Genomic DNA, 3,791 nt, shown 5'->3' on the forward strand with positions numbered 1-3,791 from the left:
CGTGGGAGCAGCACCCGCCGTTGCCCTGGACCTCGCACCCGCCGCACCCGTCGACAAGGCGTACGGGGCGGAAACGCCGGTGCGGCGGTTCCCGCGAACAGTCGCCGGCTCCGGCCCGATCCCCACGACGACGTGCGGGGCGTCGGCGGCCGGTTCTCGCCGTTCCAGGGGGTTCCCCGGGCTTGACGGCCCCGGGGAACGGGCAGGATAGCGAAGGGATATCCGTGTCATTCCGCCTGATACCCGTCAGCCGCATCAATTGCTCGTTGCCGCCTGCCGGTGCGACAGGAAGAATTGGACTCGCTCCCCGCACGGTCTTCTTCGCGGGCCCGGAAGGGCTGTGCCGCGGCGCGCCCTCACTCGATCCTGCCCGCACCGTGGGCGCGTAGCGAAGGGAGGACCATGACCTTCGGATTCGCTCCGTCCGCAGCCACGTCGCTGTCCGCGTCCCCGGTGTCCGCGGGCTCCGTCAACAACCTGGCCCGCATGCTGGAACCCGCCGAGTGGGCCGCCACCGGGATACCCCTGTTGCGCAGTCCGCGTGAGGTGGTCAGCGGGCTGCACGCACGGCACCGGCCCACTCCGACGACGGCGGTCGTCGCCGTCCTGGACCACGAGCAACGGCTCACGGCCAGCGCCTCGTTCACCCGCCGGACGACGGTGGCCGCGGACGGCTGGGAGTTCCGCAACGCGCTCCTGGCCCACCTGCGCCGCGTCGTCCCGCACGACCTGCGCCGCCGCACCCCGGTGCGTACGGCCGTGCTGCTCTACTGCCGCGAAGGGGACGAGCGGTGGACGGAGGAGGACGGGGCGTGGATGTGGGGCCTGCGGGACGCCTGCACCCTGCACGGCCTGCGCTGCGGGGCGTACATCACGCTCACGCGGGGCGGCTGGCAGGTCATGGGTGAGGGCAGGGGCGGCCGGAGACCCGGTTCGCTGTCCGAGCCGGCCTCCCTCGCGGACCTGGCGGCCGAGGAGGATCCGGGGCCCGTGCGCAGCGGCGGCGGTGCGTCGGAGGCCTTGAGGCGGGCCGCGGCCCGGTGAGCCGTGCGCCGGGGCCCCGGGAGCCCGGGGCGGCTCCGCTGTGTGCGCTCCCGGACGCGGAAGTCCCGGGGCGCCCTTGCGGACACCCCGGGACCGGGTGGGTCGTTCAGACGCCGGCGCCGAGCGCGGCGTTGATCTTCTGCGGGTCCCCGCACACGATCAGCAGCGCGTCCGCCCGCTTGCGGGCGACCGCCAGCGCACGGGCGGTGCCGTCGTCGATGTCGCTGTCGACGGCCACGACGACGACCGAACGCCGCTTGCAGCGCTCGGCGTCGGAGATGTGGGCGAAGAAGACGTCGTCACCGGCGTCGTGCTGGGCCCAGTACGCGCTCTCACCGAAGGAGAGTTCGTGGACGGCCCAGGGGTGCTGCTCACCCGTGGTGAACACCAGGACGTCGCCGGGCGCGCGACCGGAGTCCAGCAAGAGGTCCACGGCCTCGTCCGCGGCGTCGAGCGCGCCGCTCACGGGGGCGGGGATCAGCTGGAACTGCCCCGCGGGGCGGTTCTCCTGGCGGTCACGCCGGGCCGGGCGGGCCGCCTCGGACGGGGTGGGTGCGGGATGCGGGCGCTGCGCCGGGGGCGCGGGCCGTGCGGGGCCGGAACCCGGATGTCCGGGACGCGGCGTGGCCGCGGAACGCGGTCCGGGTACGGGGCGGGGGGTCGGCGCGGTGCGGCCGGCGGCCGGAGTAACGCGGGGACCCTGGGCACTCTCGGGAATCGGAGGCTCCTCGGGGATGAGAGGCATGAATGGTTGTCTGTCGAACGCCGGCACTGCGCGCCGGATGGGATACGCCTGTGCGATCAGAAATCGAAGCCGAGCTGGCCCCCGCTTTCCAGTGCGGCCGCCTCGGCGGAGAAACGGACCTTCTTCAGGTGCTGCCACTTGGGCAGCGCGTCGAGATAGGACCAGCTGAGGCGGTGATGAGGCGTGGGCCCCCACTCCTCCAGCGCTGCCCGGTGCACCGGTGAGGGATAACCGGCGTTCGCGCCGAAGGCGAAGTCTGCGTACCGGCCCGAATCCGCGCCGAGTTCGGCCATCATCGTGTCCCGGCGCACCTTGGCGATCACCGAGGCCGCTGCCACGGCGATGCAGGACTGGTCGCCCTTGATCACCGTGCGGACCTTCCAGGGATCTCCGAGGTAGTCGTGCTTGCCGTCGAGTATCACCGCGTCCGGCCGGACGGGCAGTGCGTCGAGCGCCCTGACCGCCGCGAGCCGCAGTGCGGCGGTCATGCCGAGATCGTCGATCTCCTGCGGTGAGGCGTGCCCGAGCCCGAAGCCGCTGACCCAGTCCTCGAGCAGCGGCGCGAGTTCGGCACGGCGCCTGGGGGTGATCAGCTTGGAATCGGTGAGGCCCTCGGGAGGCCGCCGGAGACCGGTGACGGCCGCGCACACGGTCACGGGGCCCGCCCACGCACCGCGTCCGACCTCGTCGACACCGGCGACGGTCTTGGCACCGGAAGTGGCGCGCAGTGAGCGCTCGACGGTGTGCGTGGGTGGTTCGTACGGCATGGCGCCTGCCAGGGTACGCCGATGGGTGCGCCAAGAACACCCCGGGGGCACCCTTGAACGGCAGGGTGCGCGGCTGCGACGCCACGACGACGAGCGTGAGGACGCACAGGACGCACAGGACGCCGAGGACGCTCCGGACCAGGGTGCGGTTCCGCGGCCCGCCGCGCGGCGCCCAGCGCAGGGCAAGCGCGATGACGGCCAGGGTGAGCACCGTGGCCACAGAAGCTGCCAGAAGCCCCTTGCGCGCGTAGGCGGCCGGGGGGGGGAGCCCCGTCTCCTCCAGCACCGTGTCGTACCCACCGAGCAGGACGACGAGCTGAAGCCCGAGGAACACCGCGGAGAGCAGGTTGAGCACGAGCAGCGGTACGGCCCACTCCGCCCGTCTGCGGGCCCGTCCCGGCTCCACGATGACGGCGTCCCGGCGCACCGGCGCCGCAAGGGGCGTCCGCACCGGCCAACAGCGCGCCGAACACGACCAGCAGGACGGACGGCGACGGCCGCGCCGCGCACCGCGGCGCCCATCCGGCCACGGGAACCCTCCGCCCGCTCGCGCACCCCGCGCCCGCCCCAGCGCACTCCGGCCACGTCCGCGGTGAACAGTCCCAGGAGCCCAGCAGGACACCCGGCCAGCTACGTCCGCCGTGCACGTGCAGGGCGGGCGAACCGGCGGCGAGTGCGCAGACCACGGCCCGGAACGTCGGCGGGGCAACCGCGTGCCGGGGACACACCCGTTCCGGGAGCCGCTGGGCGGCAGGACCGTGTCACAGGGCGCGCGGTGCACCCGGGGAGGTCAGCCGCGACGCGGCGCGGCCTCCGTGCCCCGGGTCCCGGGCCGGACGACGGCCCCGGGGAGCCAGTCGGGCAGTTCCTCGGTCCCCGCGAGCCACGCCGCCGGCGGGGCACCCGCCGCGCCCGACGCGACCACGCCGCCGACGATCGCGCAGGTGGTGTCCACGTCCCCGCCTGCCTGGGCCGTCACCCAGAAGGCCTCCTGGAAGTCGCCGAGGCTGCGCGCCGCCGACCAGAGGGCGAACGGCACGGTGTCGTGCGCGCTCGTCCGGCGTCCGTTGCCGAGGACCGCGGCGACCGTCCCGGCGTCCTGGTAGTCGAGCATGTCGCGTGCCCTGCGCAGCCCCGCCCCGACCGCGCTGCGCGGTACCAGGGCCACCACACCGTCGAGCAGCGCCTCGGGCGTCGGCGGCCCGGTGGGGGCGGCGGCGAGCGCCGCGGCCGCC

4 protein-coding genes and 1 pseudogene are annotated in these 3,791 nt (G+C 74.5%); 1 reads left to right on the plus strand and 4 read right to left on the minus strand.

The features are described from left to right. Nucleotides 1-402: 402 nt before the first annotated feature. Nucleotides 403-1,044 (plus strand): hypothetical protein, encoded by a 642-nt coding sequence (locus IH13_RS0102620; RefSeq protein ID WP_031080690.1) that lies wholly within the window; start codon nucleotides 403-405, stop codon nucleotides 1,042-1,044. 106 nt (nucleotides 1,045-1,150) lie between these two features. On the opposite strand, the gene IH13_RS0102625 is transcribed toward IH13_RS0102620, so the two are convergent. The 4 genes and pseudogenes from IH13_RS0102625 to IH13_RS0102635 form a co-directional block, all read right to left on the minus strand. Beyond that, complete coding sequence (locus IH13_RS0102625) at nucleotides 1,151-1,789, minus strand: hypothetical protein (RefSeq protein WP_031080692.1); 639 nt, start codon at nucleotides 1,787-1,789, stop codon at nucleotides 1,151-1,153. Between the two features lie 56 nt (nucleotides 1,790-1,845). Next, complete coding sequence (locus IH13_RS0102630) at nucleotides 1,846-2,556, minus strand: ribonuclease HII (protein ID WP_031080694.1); 711 nt, start codon at nucleotides 2,554-2,556, stop codon at nucleotides 1,846-1,848. Nucleotides 2,557-2,617: 61 nt separating this feature from the next. Then, nucleotides 2,618-3,257 (minus strand): annotated as a pseudogene (locus IH13_RS40365) (DUF4153 domain-containing protein); the annotation flags it as partial. Between the two features lie 89 nt (nucleotides 3,258-3,346). Further along, a partial coding sequence (locus IH13_RS0102635; RefSeq protein WP_199814589.1) for an ADP-ribosylglycohydrolase family protein occupies nucleotides 3,347-3,791 on the minus strand: 445 nt, incomplete at its 5' end.

This window comes from Streptomyces sp. NRRL WC-3549, assembly GCF_000721935.1.
Taxonomy (GTDB): Bacteria; Actinomycetota; Actinomycetes; order Streptomycetales; family Streptomycetaceae; genus Streptomyces.